This window comes from Microbacterium sp. Soil_C_42 (assembly GCF_057656735.1).
The window spans coordinates 127,187-143,716 of the sequence record NZ_JBDGJU010000005.1 but is presented as its reverse complement, the minus strand read 5'-3'; the positions used below and the strand labels follow the sequence as shown (position 1 = coordinate 143,716).

Sequence of the window (16,530 nt, the reverse complement as noted above, 5' to 3'; positions counted from 1 at the left end):
AGACGCGCGACGTGGATCGACTCCCGTCTTCGGTCGTGAGAGTATCCCCAAAGGAGTGTGAAACGCGATGGCGCGTAACCCGAAACCGACAGCCAGCGAAGCCGACGGCGTCAGCTACCGACGTGCGCGCACCTGGGAGATCGCCTTCTCTCAGTTGAACAACGGCTCGGCGATGATCTTCTACGTCCTCGTCGGCCTCATGAGCTACCTGCAGAACGCCGGCTATGGCATCGCCGTGGCCGTCGCCGGCATCATCCTCACCGTCACCCGTGTCTTCGACGGTGTGATCGATCCGCTCGTCGGCCTCATCATCGAGAAGGTCCGCTTCCGGTTCGGCAAGCTGCGCTTCTTCATGCTCACCGGCTGGGCGATCCGATCGCTGGCGATCCTCATGCTCTTCGTGTGGGGATCGAACGCCGGCCTCGGCCCCGTGTTCTTCATCGCTTTCTACCTCGTGTACATCATCGGGTCGTCGATGAACGATATCGCCGGTCAGATGTCGGGGCCTGTGCTCACCAACGATCCTCGCCAGCGGCCGACGGTTCAGGTGTGGGCGACGGTGTACGCCTACCTGATCCCCTCGATCTTCACCATCGTGTCGACCGTCGTCTTCCTGCCGCGCCACGGCAACGAGTTCACGGTGGGGATGCTCAGTGAGACCGCGATCACCTATGTGGCCTGCTCGCTGGTGTTCCAGATCCTCGCGTGCATCGGCGTGGCCCGCGTCGACAAGCCCGAGAGCTTCACTCACCTCGCGGTGACGAAGAAGGATGCCGAGGTCTCGGTCCGCGACATGTGGAATGTGCTCGCCCACAACGGCTCGTTCCTGAGGTACCTCATCAGCGGTGCGTCCGACAAGCTCGCTCAGGTCGTGAAGTCGCAGGCCGTGATCGGAACCTTGATGTGGGGCATCCTGCTCGGCAACATGCAGCTCGGAACCACGCTCAGCCTCATCGCCATCCTGCCCGGCATCGTGTTCGCGATCTTCGGTGCGCGGTACACGGGCAAGCACGGATCGAAGGCCGCCACGGTGACGTGGACCTGGATCTGCATCATCCTCGCGGCCGTGCTCGCCGTGTTCTGCGTGGTCGTCGACCTGCGTTCGGTGCTCGGCAGCCTTCCGCTCACGATCGTGTTCTTCCTCGTGTACCTCCTGCTCAACGGCGCGTCGATGGTGGTGACGGTGGCTTCGGGTGCGATGCGCGCCGACGTCATCGACTACGAGCTCGACCGCTCCGGCAAGTTCCTTCCTGCGACGGTGACCGCCACCTACAACTTCGTCGACCAGATCATCTCGTCGCTCGGGTCGACGCTGGCGCTGGGGGCCGTGGCTTTGATCGGCTTCTCGGCCGTCATGCCGCAGCCGACCGACAGCCCGAACACGGCGATCCTCTTCATGACGATGGCGCTCTTCTTCGGTCTGCCCATCCTCGGGTGGGTCTGCACGCTCATCGCCATGCGCGGCTACAAGCTGACCCGCGGCGAGATGATCGAGGTGCAGAAGCGCGTCGCCAGCCGGAAGGCCGAGCTGCAGGCGGATGCTCCGGCGGAGGCCACCGTCTGACACGGAGAGTCGGAAGATCGAGGCCGCGGATGCGGGCGTGGATGCGCCGGTGTCCGCGGCCTTCGGTCATCTCGCGTGCATGTCGCGGTAGGCGGTCGGCGTCATGCCGTACTCGGCGCGGAACACCTTGACGAAGTAGTTGGCGTCGTCGTAGCCGACGAACATCGCGATGTCGCGCACGCTCTGCGTGGTCGAGGCGAGCAGCCGCGCGGCGCGCTCAGCCCGTCGCCGCGAGATGTACCCGGCCAGCGTCGTCCCGGTCGCCTGCTTGAAGCGTCGTGCCAGCGTCGAGGTCGAGACGCCGAGGCGGTCGGCGAGTTCCGTGGTCGACGGATGGTTGCTCAGATGCAGGTCGATCTCGTCGGTCACGCGCCGTACGAGCGGCGGGTAGCCGCGCTGGCGGTGGCGTCGCACCGCTTCGCAGAAGTCGGTGACCATCTGAGAGGTGAACCCCAGCGACTGGCGGGTGTCGGAGGTGTGACCGACACGATGCAGGCGCTGGGCGTACTCCTGCGAGATCGCGTCGATCGTCACCGGGGGAAGGCCCCCGCGCTGTGCCGCGACCCGCGCCATGATGCGCAGGATCGTCGCGCCGAGAAAGGGCGTGTTGAGGTAGCCGCTGATCCGCGGCATGCCCGACAGTCCCTGGAGTGCCGCCAGCGCGCGATCGGTGGCGCCGTCGGCGACGGCATCCATGAAGTCCTGTTCGTGGCGATACCGCTCGTCGATCACGGCGAACGATGCGGACTGCGGCGCGTCGCCCTGACCGGGGGTGATCGTTCCGCCCTCGGCCTTCACATGCTGCAGTGCGCCGAGGGCGTCGTCGCTGCCGGCGGCGCTCAGAAGGGCCGCGGCGCCGCGGTGCACGTACTCGGCGTCGACGATCGCGTACCGGGTGCGGTAGAGCTTGTAGAGCGACAGATAGGCGGTCGGGATGGCGAGGCGGCTCATCACCTCTTCGGCGGTGCCCGGGTACATCGGCGCGTGCGTGTAGGGCCCGATGATCAGCAGCCGATCGTCCCACCGCGCGACGGTCACCGCCATTCCCAGGGGCTCCTCGATCTCGTGGATGACCTGTTCGGGCATCGCCTGGACGAACTCCTGCAGGGCGCTCGCGGTGAAGGCCGGTTGGATCTGCGGTTCGAGGCAGTGCGTGTCCTGGAACGTCGCAAGAGCCGCCGCGATGTCGGACGTGATCGTCACCGGTGAGCTCAGCACCCGGCCGAGCGCATCGATGATCGGGGCGAGGTCGTCGCGTCGATCGGTCGTCGCCATGGCAAGGCCCTTTCGGTGATCGCGCAATCGATGCGGAATGAGTGCTGTTCTTGCGCTATCAGTTCTATCACCGGTTGCGCGGTCGTCATAGCGTGAGATGAGCCCGGCATGCGCGCCGGTGCGCTGTGCGCCGAAGGAGACCACACATGTCGCAGCCCGCCCCCGTCTTCCCCCGTCGGGTCGTGCCGATCCTCGATGGCTGGGTGTTCGCTCCTGAGGCGATGCCCGCCGCGAGCTGGGACGAGGTGCGTGCCGCCGGTTCGACGGTCACGCTCCCGCACACCTGGAACGCGGCAGACGGACAGACCGGCGGCGGTTACCGTCGGGGCCGTTCGACGTACGCGCGGCGGGTGAGCGCCGAGGCCGGGGCCACCGAGACCTGGATCGAGTTCGACGGTGTCAACTCGACCGCCGAGGTGTATGTCGGCGGCGTGCTGCTGGCTCGCCACCACGGCGGGTACTCCACGTTCCGAGTGAACGTGACCGAGCATGTGGTGCAGGATGCCGCGACCATCGCGGTCGTCGTCGACAACGCCGCGAACGAGACCGTCTACCCGCAGCAGGCCGACTTCACCTTCTATGGCGGCATCTACCGCGAGGTGCGGCAGATCAGCGTCGGCGCGATGCACCTCGCCCTCGATCGCGACGGCGGGCCCGGACTCACGGTCACCCCGCGTCTCGCCGAGGGGAGCGCCGTCGTCTCGATGAGCGCCGACGTCTCGGGGCCCGGTGCGGCCGAGGCATCCGTTAGGTTCGTCATCGACGGCGAGGGTGCGGTCGCAGTGCCCGTCGTCGGAGGCGAAGCCCAAGCTGATCTGACGATCGCGACCGTGCGTCGGTGGCACGGACTGCGCGACCCGCACCTCTACACGGCTCGCGCCGAACTCCTCGACGGCGATGTCGTGGCGGACGTGGTCGAGCTGCGATTCGGCTGCCGCGAGTTCGAGGTCGACCCGCAGCGGGGGTTCCTGCTCAACGGCGAGGAGTACCCGCTCCGGGGCGTCTCGCGTCATCAGGACTTCGAGGGTGCCGGCAATGCGATCACCGAAGCCATGAAGCAGACCGACCTTGCGCTGATCCGCGAGCTCGGGGCGACCACCGTCCGGCTCGCGCACTACCAGCACGACCAGCGCTTCTACGACCTCTGCGACGAGGCCGGGCTCGTGGTCTGGGCCGAGATCCCGCAGATCACGGTGTTCCTGCCCGGTGCCGTCGACAACGCCAGCGACCAGCTCGCCGAGCTGATCGTGCAGAACCGCCACCATGCGAGCATCGTCTGCTGGGGGCTGTCGAACGAGATCACCCTGGCGGGCGCGGGGGAGGACGTGGTGGCCGCGCATCGTGACCTCAATGACCTCGCGCACCGCCTCGACCCCACGCGGCTGACCGCGATGGCGAATCTGTTCCTGCTCGAAACCGACCACGCGCTCGTCACGCTGCCGGACATCATGTCGTACAACCTCTACTTCGGCTGGTACGTCGGCGAGGCCGCCGACAACGACACGTGGCTCGACGACTTCCATGCCTCGTACCCCGAGATTGCGATCGGCCTCTCGGAGTACGGCGCCGATGCCAACCCGCTCTACCAGTCCGCCGACCCCGCGAAGGGCGATTACTCCGAGACCTATCAGGCGCTCTACCACGAGCACATGGTCGAGATGATCGAGCAGCGGCCGTGGCTGTGGGCCACGCACGTGTGGAACCTCGCCGACTTCGGCTCGGCCGGGCGCGACGAAGGCGGTGTCGCCGGGCGCAATCAGAAGGGCCTGGTCTCGTTCGACCGGACGCTGAAGAAGGACGCGTTCTACGTCTACAAGGCGGCGTGGGCGACCGAGCCGTTCGTCCACGTGGCGGGGCGCCGGCGGGCTGCGCGGGCCGAAGACGTGACCGAGGTGGTCCTGTACTCGAACCAGCCCGAGGTCACGCTGCTCGTCGACGGCGCCGAGGTCGGCACGGTCTCGGGCGCCCGCGTGTTCCGATTCTCGGTGCCCCTGACGGGTGAGCACGAGATCACGGCACGGGCCGGCGAGGCGACCGACACGATCGAGGTGCGCAAGGTCGACGAGGTGCCCGCGGCATCTATCATGCCCACCACGACGATCGCGAACTGGTTCGACGAGGCGCCGCTGCCTGCGCCCGAGGGGTTCTTCTCGATCAACGACACGCTCGGCGACATCAAGCGGTCGGAGGAGGGCGCCCGACTGATCGGCACGGTGCTCGAAGCCCTCGCGACGAGCCGAGGCGAAGTCGGTCGCGGCGTCGAGATCCCTCCTGCGATGCAGGCGATCGTCGACCGGATGAGCCTGGAGAAGCTCATCACGCAGGCAGGCAGTGTGCCCGTCGAGCAGGTCGCCGCCCTCAACGCTCAGCTCAACCTCATCGCGAAGTAAGCCCGCTCTCGTGGACTTTCGACTCTTTCCTTCAGACGTGCGTGCCCGCGAGCTTGCGGCCGAGCTGCACGCCGAGGTGGCGGACGCGCCGATCATCTCGCCGCACGGCCACGTAGACCCTCGTCTCCTGGCGGATGACATCCCGTTCAGCGACCCCGCCGAGCTGTTCCTCACGCGCGATCACTACGTCACACGCCTGCTGCACGCGAGCGGGGTGGGGCTCGGCGATCTGGGTCTCGAGCGGGATCGCGCGGTCGATCCGCGCGAGGCGTGGCGCATCCTCGCCGCGCATTGGCATCGCTTCGCGGGCACGGCGAGCGGGTATTGGCTGACCGACGAACTCACGATGCTCTTCGGGGTCGATGAGGAGCTCTCGCCCGAGACCTCCGATCGCATCTATGACCGCGTCGCCACAGCATTGGCAGAGCCCGGATTCCGTCCCCGCGCGCTCTTCGACCGGTTCCGCATCGAGGTGCTCGCCACGACGGACGACCCCCTCGACGACCTGGCGCCGCATGCGCAGCTCGCCGCGGACCCGTCTTTCAACGGTCGCGTGCTTCCGACCTTCCGCCCCGACGCGTACCTGGATCCGGAAGCGCCCGGGTTCGGCGAGCGGGTGGAACGGCTGTTCGCGGCGACGGGGCAGCCGGCGACCTTCGCGGGGTATCTCGAGGCGCTGCGGGCGCGTCGGGCGTACTTCATCGAGCATGGGGCGGTCTCGGCCGATCACGGGGTGGTCGAACCGTTCACCACCGATCTGGATGCGGGCACCGCTGAGGAGCTGTTCCGGTCGGTGCTCGCCGGCACGGCGGATGCTGCGGCCGCACGCGTCTTCCGCGGGCACATGCTGTTCCAGATGGCGCGCATGAGCGTCTCGGACGGGCTCGTCATGACGGTGCACCCCGGTGTGCACCGCAACCATCACCGGCCGACGTTCGAGAGGTTCGGACCTGACACAGGGCACGACATCCCGGTGGTCACTGAATACACGAAGAATCTCCAGCCGCTGCTCAACGCCTTCGGCACAGCGCCGGGGTTCCACCTCGTCCTGTTCGCTGTCGACGAGACGGTGTACTCGAGAGAGGTGGCACCGCTCGCGGGGTTCTACCCGAGCGTCTACATCGGAGCACCGTGGTGGTTCCTCGACGCGCCGGACGCGATCCAGCGGTGGAGGTCGGCCGTCACCGAGACCGCCGGCTTCTATCGGTCGAGCGGCTTCATCGACGACACGCGCGCGTTCCTGTCCATTCCTGCACGACACGACACGGCACGCCGATCGGATGCCGTGTTCCTGGCGCGACTCGTCGTCGAGGGGCGCGTGAGCCTTCCGGCGGCGCGCAGGGTCATCCGCGACCTTGTCGACACGATCCCGCGAGAGGTCTTCAAGCTGTGATCCCCTCACCGCTCACCCGCGCGGAGCTCGCTCGACGCACCGGCGACGCCGCCACCCCCGCCACCGCCGCCCCAGTGAGGATCGTCCATCTGGGGCTCGGGCACTTCTTCCGCGCTCACCAGGCCTGGTATACGGCTCACGCGGCCGATGCGGCGCAGTGGGGGATCGCGGCCTTCACCGGGCGCAGCAGCGCGAGCGCCGAGGCCCTCAGCAGGCAGGACGGACTCTTCACGCTCGTCGAGCGGGGCCCCGACGCCGACCGGATCGAGGTGGTCGGCAGCGTCGTCGAGGCTGCCGCGGGAGACGACATCCCGCGGCTCGAGGCCCTCGTGAGCAACCCCCTCGTCGCCGTCATCACGCTGACGGTGACCGAGAGCGGCTACCGGCTGACCACCGCCGGGCTGCCCGACCTCGACGACGCGGACGTGCGATCCGATCTCGATGCGCTGCGCGCCGGCGCATCGGCGGCGGCGACGGTGCTCGGACGGTTGACGACCGCGTTCCGTGCGCGACGCGACGCCGACGCCGGGCAGATCGCTGTCGTGCCGTGCGACAACATCCCCGGCAACGGCGAGTTCGTCGCCCGGGGTGTCACGGCGTTCGCTGAACGGGTCGATCAGGCCCTCGCCGCGTGGATCCGCTCGAATGTGTCGTTCGTGAGCACGTCGGTCGACCGCATCACCCCCCACACCGATGAAGTCCCCGATGTCGTGTCGGGCGCCGGCTGGCTCGACGACCTCACGGTGATCACCGAGCCGTTCTCGGATTGGGTGCTCGCGGGGGATTTCCCCGCGGGACGGCCCGACTGGGAGAGCGCCGGTGCCCGGTTCGTCGACGACATCGAACCGTGGGAGAACCGTAAGCTGTGGCTGCTCAACGGCGCCCACAGTCTGCTCACGTTCGCAGGCGTGCCGCGGGGTCTCGAGACCGTCGCCGAGGCGATCGCAGACCCGGAGTGCCGTGCTCTCGTCGAGTCGTTCTGGGCTGAGGCCGTCGCCTGCCTTCCCGACGGCACCGAGCACGAGCGGTATCGGGCTCAGCTCATCGAGCGCTTCGCGAACCCGCGCATCGTGCACCGCCTCGCGCAGATCGCCGCTGAGGCGACGACGAAGGTGCAGTTCCGGTTCGCGGCCGTCGCCGAGCGCTCGGTCGACGCCGGTCGGGATGCCTCGGCCAGCGCACGCGCGCTCGCGACGTGGATCGCGTGGCTGCGCACCGACCCCGGCGCCGTCGATGTGCGAGCCGACGCGGTTGCGGCTGCCGAGGCATCCGACGAGCCGATCTCGGCGCTCATCGCACTCGTGTCGCCGAAACTCGCCGCGCTTCCCGACTTCGTCGATCACGTGCGACGACTCATCCCGGTCGTGACGACCGACTGTTCCAAGGAGAACCAATGATCATCGAAAAGGCTGAGGTCATCGTCACCAGCCCTGACCGCAACTTCGTCACGCTGAAGCTGACGACCGACGAGGGGCACACCGGTCTGGGCGACGCAACGCTGAACGGTCGTGAGCTCGCGGTGGTCGCGTACCTCACCGAGCACGTCGTGCCGCTGCTGATCGGGGCCGATGCGTCGCGGATCGAGGACACGTGGCAGTTCCTGTACCGCGGCGCGTACTGGCGTCGTGGCCCGGTGACGATGGCGGCGATCGCGTCGGTCGACATGGCGTTGTGGGACATCAAGGGCAAGGCCGCCGGGATGCCGGTGTACCAGCTGCTGGGCGGCGCATCGCGCAACGGGCTGATGGCGTACGGTCACGCGTCGGGCAAGGAGCTGCCCGAGCTGTTCGATTCGATCCGCGCGCACCAGGAGCAGGGGTACAAGGCGATCCGGGTGCAGACGGGGGTGCCGACGCTGAAGGCGATCTACGGGATCGCGGCTCAGGGCGCCGATGTGGGCGACGCGTCGGTCCGGTACGACCACGAGCCTGCGCGTCGTGGGGCGAAGCCGGTGGAGGAGGACTGGGACACCCGTGCCTATCTGAATCATCTGCCGGGTGTGTTCGAGGCGGTGCGCAACGAGTTCGGTCCCGACATCCCGCTGCTGCACGACGGTCACCACCGGATGACGCCGATCCAGGCCGCACGGCTGGGCAAGGATCTCGAGCCGTACGACCTGTTCTGGCTCGAGGACTGCACGCCTGCGGAGAATCAGGAGGCGCTGCGGCTGGTGCGTCAGCACACGACGACGCCGCTCGCGATCGGTGAGATCTTCAACACGGTGTGGGACTTCAAGGACATCATCCGTGACCAGCTCATCGACTACGTCCGCGGCGCAGTCACGCACATGGGCGGCATCTCGCCGTTGAAGAAGACCCTCGATTACGCGGCGATGTACCAGATCAAGTCGGGCATGCACGGGCCCACCGACATCTCACCGGTCGGGATGGCGGCCGCGATGCACCTGGGTCTCAGCATCCACAATTTCGGGATCCAGGAGTACATGAAGCACGGCGCGAAGACCGACCAGGTGTTCGAGCAGTCGTTCACCTGGACCGACGGCTACCTGCACCCGGGCGACAAGCCCGGACTCGGTGTCGAGCTGAACGTCGACGAGGCAGGCAAGTACCCGTACGAGCAGGCCTACCTGCCGTACAACCGGCTCCTCGACGGCACCGTCCACGACTGGTGAGCATCATGGATGCCGCGGCCGGCGCGCCGGAATCGCCGGTCGCGGTCGCGGTCGTGGTGATGGGGGTGGCGGGCGCGGGGAAGTCGACGCTCGCCGTCGCCATCGCAGAGCGACTGGGCGCGGCGTTCATCGAAGCCGATGATCTCCACTCCGCAGAGGCGAAGGCACAGATGGCGGCGGGAGTGCCGCTGACAGATGAGGACCGGTGGCCGTGGCTGACCAGGGTCGCGATGCGCATCCGCGATAACGGACGAGCGGGGCCAGTGGTTGTCGCGTGCTCGGCGCTGCGCCGGGCGTACCGTGACGCGCTCATTCGAGACAGCGCCACGGATCTCGTGTTCGTGCACGTGCACGGCAGCGACGAAGAACTCGCCGCGCGCATCGGACAGCGAACAGGGCACTTCATGCCCCCATCGATGCTCGCCTCGCAACTGGCGACACTGGAGCCGCTCGCCGCCGACGAGAACGGAGTTGTCATCTCGCTCGCGATGCCGATCGAGCAAGCTGTCAACGCTGCGATCGAGTTCGTGAGGTGAAGCGAGTGGGTCATCACCTTCCCACCTCAATCACCCAGGGACGACCCGAGGCAACCGGATACAATCGGAGAACTCGAACCGTCCGGTTCCCTGTCGACACAAGGGAACGCGAGGGTTCCCCAGACATCCGGTGAGACTCGGAGAACGTCCGATTCCTCCAAGGGGTCGCAGGTTCAAATCCTGTCATCCCGACGGTTCGAAAAAATCCCTGGTGAGACTGATAAAGTCTCACCAGGGATTTGTCGTTTCGGGATAGTGCCCGCAGATGCGACCGCCTCGGAGTCGAAGCGACCGGAAACATCCGGACAGCGGATGATTTCCGGGTTGGGGCCGCGATCGCCGGGCCGTCAGGAAGCCAGAGGCACCGCGGCAGTCACAGGGCACTCGAATTCGTGACGACCGCTCGATACCTCGGTCGATGTGCCGTCGGGCAGCACCACGGTGCATCGGGTCGACACCGGAACCTCGACATGGAGGCGGAAGGTGTCGCCGTCCAGAGTCCATGACGACGAAGCTCGCCCGTAGGGTGACTCGACCACGCCTTCGGCCGAGGTGAGTTCGCCGCCGAACAGTGGTGCGACGCGGAAGGTCTTGTACCCGCCGGTGGTGGGTTCGATTCCGGCGATGCGCTTGTAGAGCCAGTCGCCGACGGCACCCGCGGCGTAGTGGTTGAACGAGACCATGCCTCCGGTGTCTTTGCCGGTATTGAGGTCGAGGGTGTTGACGGTGCCGTCGGCGCGGAGGGCATCCCAGCGTTCCCAGATCGTGGTGCCGCCGGCATCCACCATGTAGAGCCATGAGGGCGGCCCGGTCTGCAGGAGCAGGTCGAACGCTTCGTCGACATGGCCGTTGTCCGAGAGGGCGAAGAGGATGTAGGGGGTGCCGGGGAACCCGGTGCGCAGGTGTCCGTCGGCTTCATCGATGAGGCGGACGAGGTTGTCGGCCATCGCATCGGTTTCGGCCCCGTCGGTCATCCCGAAGTGCAGCGGGAGGACGTACGCGGTCTGGAACTCCTTCTTCAGCTTCCCGGCGCCGTCGGTGAACACGGCCCGGTAGGCGCGGATGATCTGCTCGCGGACGGTCCGGTAGTGGGCGGCGTCGTCGGTCTCGCCGAGCAGATCGGCAACTTCGGCGACGATGGCGCACGAGTTCGCGTGGAAGGCGGTGCCAATCCACTTACCCTTCTGGACCCATTCCTTGGCGGACCCGTCGGGCGAGGTCCAGTCGCCGAAGTGGAACGGGAACTGCCACACGTGCCTGGCCGAGCCGACCGACAGCAGTTTCGACCACCAGTCGGCGGCGCGGAGGAACCTCTTCATCATGGGGTAGTTGCGTCGCAGCATCCCGATGTCTCCGCGGGCGAGGTACTCGGCCCACGGTGCCATGATGCACACGTCGCCCCACAGCGAGGTCGCCATGACCGGGAACCCGTTGCCGGCGCGGGGGACGACCATGGGGATGCCGCCGGTGCGGTTCTGTTCGGCGGCCATGTCGCGCAGCCACTTGTCGAGGAAGCGCGTCATGTCGAAGTTGTAGCTGGCGGTGGTGGCGAAGGCGGCGTAGTCGCCGGTCCAGCCTTCGCGTTCGTCGCGCTGCGGGCAGTCGGTGGGGATGTCGACGAAGTTGGAACGTCCGCCCCATTCGATCGCGGACTGCAGCTTGTTCAGGCGCTCGTTCGACGACGTGAAGGTGCCGGTGCGGCGCAGGTCGCTGTGAAGCACGAGGGCGGTCAGCTCGATGTCGGCGGGGGCGATGCCGGTGACGCCGACGTACCGGAACCCCATGTACGTCTGCCGGGGCGAGTAGGTCTGCTCGCCATCGACGGCGGTGTAGGTGGCGGTCGCCTTCGCGGTGCGGAGCGACTTCACGAACAGCTCGCCGTCGACGAGCACCTCGGCGTGCCGGAACGTGATCGTCTGTCCGTCGCGGGCGCGGAGGGTCGCGTGGATGACGCCGGCGAAGTTCTGCCCGAAGTCGTAGACGATCTCGCCGCTGGGCGCGACGGTCTGCGCGACCGGCGAGAACGTGCGCTGTACGCGCACCGAGGCGCCGTACTGGGCGATGATGCTCGGTTGGGTGCGCGGCGCGGTGAGGTCCGCGCGCTTCCACTCCATCTGGTCGGCGGTGATGCGGGCGTCGACGGTCTCGCCGTCGTACCACTCCGCCATCCGCACCGGGCCATCGGTCGACACGTCCCAGTGCGTGCCGGTGGCGATGACATCGCGGGTGCCGTCTTCGAATTCGAGGTGCAGTTCGGCCAGCAGCGCCTGCCGGTCGGCGTAGATCTTGTTCTTACGGGCGAACGTGTACGAGCCGACCGCCCACCCGCCGGCCACGGTCGCGACGAGCTCATTGTGCTGCCCCAGCATCTCGGTGACGTCGTAGGTCTGGTACTGCAGCTGGTGGCCGTAGGACGTGAACCCGGGGGCGAAGTAGTCGGTCCCGACCTTCGCGCCGTTGAGATCGAGTTCGTAGACGCCGAGGGCGGTGGCTTCGATCCACGCGCGGCGCACGGGCTTCGCCGGGGTGAATCGGGTGCGGAACACCATCGGCACCGGCGACAGCTTCTTCGGCGTCTCGTAGGCGGCGTCGGTGATCCATCTCGCGACCCACGGAGTCCCCAGGCGTCCCGTGAGGAACGACGTGCGCGCGGTCGCGGTGGCGCCGCTCGTGCCGGTCGCCGTCACTTCCACGACGTACTCGCTGTAGGCCGCGAGAGGCCCGTCGTACTCGATCCCGACCTGCTCGGTGGTCTCGAGCACCCAGTCGCCCACCCGGACGGTCGCCGATGCGAGGTCTTCGCCGGCGACGCCAGAGGCGAGGCTGAACGCGAAGACGGGGGCTTCGTCGGTGATGAGGCCGTGCTCGAGCCCGTCGACGGTGAGGCGGGTGATGTTCATCGGGCGTCCTCGGTGGTGGGGGTCTTGGTGGTGATGCGGCGGATGCCTCGGATCGGGTGTCCGGCGGCGATCAGCGCGAGTCCTTCGGCGAGCGAGTAGGGGAGTTCGCCGGCGGATGACATCGCCATCGAGCGCAGCGACATCGAGGGCATCATGCGCAGCACGAAGTGGGTGCTCTTCGCGCGGGCGTCGCGTTCGAGCGAGTCGGGGAGAGCCAGGGCGGCGTCGAAGTCTTTCTTCACCCGACCGATGACGGCGCGCAGGAAGATCCGGCCGAGGAACGACCCGTGGGCGTCGCCGAGGCGTGTCTCGAGCCCGAGTCGCTTCGTCGGCGGTGCGGCCGGCACGGCGCGGCCCAGCAGCGCAGCGAACGCGTTCGGGATGCTGCGCGGCGGTGCCGCATAGGCGCGCTCGACGTGCTCGGGGTGCGGTGACCGCGAGGCGCGCCCGCTGTCGACGACGAGGGGCGCCGACAGCCGGAGGTCGGCCGCAGACGCGGCCACGACGACCTCGTAGTCGCCGTTCTCGAGCACCCAGTCGTGCTCGGCGACATCCCAGTAGGCGAGGTCGGCGAGGTCGAACTCAAGGGCCACGCGCTTCTCGGTGCCCGCCTCGACAAGCACCTTCGTGAAGGCGCGTAGCTCCTTGTCGGCCTTGAACACCCGGCCACGGTTGTTGCGCACATAGAGTTGCACGACCTCGGCACCGTCGCGGGCCCCGGTGTTGGCGACGGTTACGGATGCATCCACCCTGCCGCCGTCGACGGTGACCGCGAGGTCGCGGTAGTCGAATGTCGTGTACGACAGGCCGTGGCCGAACGGGTACCGCAGGTCGGTACCGGCCCTGTCGTGGAACCGGTAGCCGACGTAGATCGACTCGTAGTACTGGGAGACAGCCGATACGTTGTAATCGGCCGCGCAGCTCGAGTCGGCAGCAGTCATGGGCCAGCTCTCGGTGAGCTTGCCCGACGGGCTCCGCTCGCCGAACAGCAGACGTGCAGCCGCCTCACCGCCGTTCATCCCTGGGAGCGACAGCAGCAGCACCGCGGCGAGCTCGTCGTGACGGGGGATCTCGACCGGCGACCCGGTCGACAGGACCAGCACCACACGGGCACCCGCATCGACGAGGGCGTTCAGCAATCGCACCTGCGCATCGGGCAGTGCCATCGTGGTGCGGTCGAAGCCTTCGCTCTCTTCGAGGTCCCCGAGGCCTCCGAAGAACAGCACGGTGTCGGCGTCTCGTGCCGTCTCGATAGCCTCGGGCTCGAGAGTTGCGTCGATATGCAGGTCGAGGGCGCGGTACCCGCGCGCATAGCGGTACTCGACCCCGCGGGCGTCGAACGCGTCGCGCGGCGAGACGGTCGTGGGCGGCGAGATGAGCGACGACCCGGCGCCCTGGTAGCGCATGCGTTCGAACTGCTCGCCGATGACGGCGAGTCCGCCGTGGGAGCGGTCGATGGGGAGTGTGCCATCGTTGGCGAGCAGCACCGCACCCTCGGTCGCGACACGTGCGGCGAGGTCGGCGTGTGCGGCGGCATCCACCGGCTCTGCGTCTTGGTGGTGGGTGCAGCGATCGACGAGGGCGAGCACGCGCGCGACCGCCTGGTCGAGCACCTCGACGGGAAGCCGCCCGTCACGCGACGCGGCGATGATCTCGGCACGGTTGTGGGCGACTTGGCCGGGCATGTCGAGGTCGCATCCGGCGACCAGGCCGACGACGCGGTCGTGGGTGGCGCCCCAGTCGGTCATGACCAGCCCGTCGAAGCCCCACTCGTCGCGCAGGATGCCGGTGAGAAGCTCCCGGTTGTCGGAGCAGTACATGCCGTTCAGCTGGTTGTACGCGCACATCACGGTGGCGGGCGCACCATCTTTCACGATCCGCTCGAACGCGCGCAGGTAGATCTCGCGCAGCGCTCGCTCGTCGATGACGCTGTCGCCCACGAACCGGTAGTCCTCGTTGGAGTTCGCGGCGAAGTGCTTGACGCTCGTCGCGATGCCCTGGCTCTGCACGCCTTGCACGAACGCGGTGCCGAACACGCCCGATACGAGCGGGTCTTCCGAGAAGTACTCGAAGTTGCGCCCGCACAGCGGGCTGCGCATGATGTTCACGCCCGGGGCGAGGAGCACGTCGACGCCGAGGGCCGCGCTCTCGCGCCCGATCGCGGCGCCCACCTGGCCGGCGAGGTCGGGATCCCACGTCTTGGCGAGCGTGGTCGACGTCGGGAACGACGTCGACGGTTCGGCTTCGGCGAGGCCGAACGCTCCGGAGTTCTTGCGCACCTTGCGCACCCCGTGGGGTCCGTCGGTGAGGAAGAGCCTCGGGATACCGAGCCGCGCGACACCGTTGGTGTTCCAGGCGTCGACACCCTCGAGCAGCAGCGCCTTCTCATCGAGGGTGAGCTGGGCGATGAGTCCCTCCACCGTGCGGGTGTGCGTCGACGCCGGCATCAGCGGACGCCGCGGATGAAGAACGTGACGAACCCGGTGCCGAGGGCGATCACCGCACCGGTGAGGAACATGGCGGTGTAGTTGCCGCCGGCCGGGTCTCCCAGCAGCAACAGGCTCGAGCCGATGAGCGGTGCGAGGGCGCCCGGCAGCGTGGCGGCGAGGTTGTAGATCGCCATCCAGCGCCCCGCCTGCTCCCGTTCGGGCACGAGGTCGCTGGCCATCGCGACGTCGGTCGCACCGAACATGCCGGCAGCTCCCAGCACGAACATGACGGCGGCGAAGAAGAGGCCGAAGCCGTCGGTGAACGCCATCAGCGTCAGGCCCGCGGCTGTCAACACGGAGGCGGTGAGGATGAACGCCTTGCGGCGGCGCAGCCTGTCCGAGAGAAGGCCCGAACCGACGGCGAAGCCCATCGTCACCAGGATGCCGATACCGCCGACGAGCGCGAGCTTCTGGCCTGCCTCTTCGGCCGTGAAGCCGAGCCGGTCGGCCAGGAAGTAGAGCTGATAGGTGGTGAGGAAGGCCAGGGCCGTCTGCATCAGGAACTTGCCGACCCAGACCAGCGAGAAATCGCGGTGCGTGAGGGGATTGAAGATCAACAGCTTGAAGGTCTCGCCGACCGTCGTGTGCTCCACCGGAGCGGTCGAGTCGGGGTAGACGAGCGAGTAGATCAGCGCGAAGACGCCGAGCACGATCACCGGAAGCGCGAACAGGAGGACGAGGTTGCCGGTCAGCATCCCACCGATCGTGTAGCCGAGCACACCGCCCAGCTGGGTCGCGACGCCGACGATCGCACCGACCGTGCCGCGCTGCGGCTCCGGAACCCGCTCGGCGACGACCGGGGTGATGGCGGCGCCCGTACCGGCACCGCCGATGCACACGATCACCCAGCCGACTGTGAGGATCGCCACGGACGGAGCAAGCGCGACCGTGATCGAGCCGACGAGAACCACCAGGATGCCGCCGAAGAGCCAGGGACGACGACGGCCCCAGCGAGAGCGGGTGTGGTCGCTCAGCACGCCCGCGACCGGGCCCGTGATGATCGACACGACAGCACCGATGGCGGCGACCATGCCGAGCGTGACAGCTTTGTCGTCGGGCGCGAGCAGCTGCACCTTGTAGGGGAGGCTGAACAGCGCCGGCATCATGACCGTCAGGTAGAGGCCGAAGTTCATCAGGCCGAACAGGGTCAGGAACAGACCGTTGACCTTGGTCGGGGCTTCGGCGGACGGGGCGACGTGGTCGACGGCGATGTTCGACTCATCGGTGGATGACATGAGGACTCCGGTGTCTCGGGTATGAGGAGCGCTAGCGCGCGCTACCGTCGACCATACGCGAAGCTACTAGCGCGTGCAAGTGTTGGCCGCGCGCCCGAGCTTCATCTCTTGAGGAC

Annotated in this window: 10 protein-coding genes; 6 read left to right on the top strand and 4 right to left on the bottom strand. The window is 67.8% G+C overall.

Annotation, left to right across the window (positions count from 1 at the left end):
- Positions 1-67: 67 nt before the first annotated feature.
- A complete protein-coding gene (locus AC3A46_RS05410; RefSeq protein ID WP_487664173.1) occupies positions 68-1,564 on the top strand; it encodes an MFS transporter in 1,497 nt (498 codons plus the stop codon).
- Between the two features lie 66 nt (positions 1,565-1,630).
- Here AC3A46_RS05410 and AC3A46_RS05405 read toward each other — a convergent pair whose 3' ends face one another.
- Positions 1,631-2,839: a helix-turn-helix transcriptional regulator gene (locus tag AC3A46_RS05405; protein ID WP_487664172.1), complete on the bottom strand. Its 1,209-nt coding sequence runs from the start codon at positions 2,837-2,839 to the stop codon at positions 1,631-1,633.
- 146 nt (positions 2,840-2,985) lie between these two features.
- On the opposite strand from AC3A46_RS05405, the gene AC3A46_RS05400 reads away from it, so the two are divergent.
- The 5 genes from AC3A46_RS05400 to AC3A46_RS05380 are packed head-to-tail and all read left to right on the top strand — an operon-like array spanning position 2,986 to position 9,790.
- A complete protein-coding gene (locus AC3A46_RS05400) occupies positions 2,986-5,229 on the top strand; it encodes a glycoside hydrolase family 2 protein (RefSeq protein ID WP_487664171.1) in 2,244 nt (747 codons plus the stop codon).
- Positions 5,230-5,266: 37 nt separating this feature from the next.
- A complete protein-coding gene (uxaC, locus tag AC3A46_RS05395) occupies positions 5,267-6,622 on the top strand; it encodes a glucuronate isomerase (protein ID WP_487664170.1) in 1,356 nt (451 codons plus the stop codon).
- The gene (locus AC3A46_RS05390) at positions 6,619-8,019 is read left to right on the top strand and encodes a mannitol dehydrogenase family protein (RefSeq protein ID WP_487664169.1); all 1,401 of its coding nucleotides are present in this window, start codon (positions 6,619-6,621) and stop codon (positions 8,017-8,019) included. Before uxaC ends, AC3A46_RS05390 begins: the two co-directional genes overlap by 4 nt.
- Entirely contained in the window at positions 8,016-9,254 is a 1,239-nt protein-coding gene (manD, locus tag AC3A46_RS05385) for a D-mannonate dehydratase ManD (protein ID WP_487664168.1), read from the top strand. The genes AC3A46_RS05390 and manD overlap by 4 nt, the downstream gene beginning before the upstream one ends.
- A 5-nt stretch (positions 9,255-9,259) precedes the next feature.
- Complete coding sequence (locus tag AC3A46_RS05380) at positions 9,260-9,790, top strand: gluconokinase (protein ID WP_487664211.1); 531 nt, start codon at positions 9,260-9,262, stop codon at positions 9,788-9,790.
- Between the two features lie 347 nt (positions 9,791-10,137).
- Here AC3A46_RS05380 and AC3A46_RS05375 read toward each other — a convergent pair whose 3' ends face one another.
- Genes AC3A46_RS05375 through AC3A46_RS05365 form a run of 3 tightly spaced genes read right to left on the bottom strand, consistent with a single transcriptional unit; the run spans position 10,138 to position 16,414 of the window.
- On the bottom strand, positions 10,138-12,690 hold the full coding sequence (locus AC3A46_RS05375; protein WP_487664167.1) for a family 78 glycoside hydrolase catalytic domain: 2,553 nt from the start codon (positions 12,688-12,690) through the stop codon (positions 10,138-10,140).
- On the bottom strand, positions 12,687-15,137 hold the full coding sequence (locus tag AC3A46_RS05370) for a glycoside hydrolase family 3 N-terminal domain-containing protein (RefSeq protein WP_487664166.1): 2,451 nt from the start codon (positions 15,135-15,137) through the stop codon (positions 12,687-12,689). Before AC3A46_RS05370 ends, AC3A46_RS05375 begins: the two co-directional genes overlap by 4 nt.
- Complete coding sequence (locus AC3A46_RS05365; RefSeq protein ID WP_487664165.1) at positions 15,137-16,414, bottom strand: MFS transporter; 1,278 nt, start codon at positions 16,412-16,414, stop codon at positions 15,137-15,139. Before AC3A46_RS05365 ends, AC3A46_RS05370 begins: the two co-directional genes overlap by 1 nt.
- Positions 16,415-16,530 lie beyond the last annotated feature (116 nt).